This window comes from Luteimonas sp. 8-5 (assembly GCF_029763755.1).
GTDB lineage: Bacteria > Pseudomonadota > Gammaproteobacteria > Xanthomonadales > Xanthomonadaceae > Cognatiluteimonas.
In genome coordinates this window covers 1-307 of record NZ_JARUVM010000193.1, presented here as the reverse complement: position 1 = coordinate 307, position 307 = coordinate 1, and the positions used below count along the sequence as shown (strand labels likewise).

Here is a 307-nt window from a genome sequence, read left to right as displayed (position 1 = left end):
GTTCGAGTTGCGCAATCTGAAATAACATCCTGACAGGAGTTTCAAAAGATCATGTCCAAATTCAAGCAGAGCTCTCTTGCCGTTGCCGTCGTGCTCGGCCTGGGCCTGTCGGCCGCGGCCGCGGCCTACACGATCCAGACCGGTGGCGACACCGACCCCATGCTGATCGCCACCGCCGACATCGTCGACGGCGACACCAACATCGGCGTTACCGATGCGACCCTCATCTCGCTGACCGGCTCGGACTTCATCCTGGGCCGCACCACCGGCTTCACCATCCGCGTCAACCTGAGCAACGGCGCCACCT

1 protein-coding gene is annotated in these 307 nt (G+C 61.9%); it reads left to right on the top strand.

The window, feature by feature from the left end; genetic code table 11:
- Positions 1–51 precede the first annotated feature (51 nt).
- Positions 52–307, top strand: a 256-nt coding sequence (locus QAA18_RS12875; protein WP_279413492.1) for a hypothetical protein, incomplete at its 3' end; no start/stop codon positions are given.